Raw genomic sequence first — 278 nt, 5'->3', positions numbered from 1 at the left:
TCTCTCGTTGAGACAGCGCCCAAGTCGTTACGCCTTTCGTGCGGGTCGGAACTTACCCGACAAGGAATTTCGCTACCTTAGGACCGTTATAGTTACGGCCGCCGTTTACTGGGGCTTCGATTCGGACCTTCGGGGTACCCCCCTAAGCCCTCCTCTTAACCTTCCAGCACCGGGCAGGCGTCAGCCCCTATACGTCGCCTTTCGGCTTCGCAGAGACCTGTGTTTTTGCTAAACAGTCGCTTGGGCCTTTTCACTGCGGCTCTTCCTTCAGGAAGAGC

Annotated in this window: 1 rRNA gene; it reads right to left on the bottom strand. The window is 56.8% G+C overall.

Annotation, left to right across the window (positions count from 1 at the left end):
* Nucleotides 1-278, bottom strand: a 23S ribosomal RNA gene (locus tag AC27E8_RS00315); the annotation flags it as partial.

The sequence above is a fragment of the Alicyclobacillus sp. CIJ1 genome (genome assembly GCF_057538885.1).
This window is presented reverse-complemented; position numbering and strand designations above follow the sequence as displayed.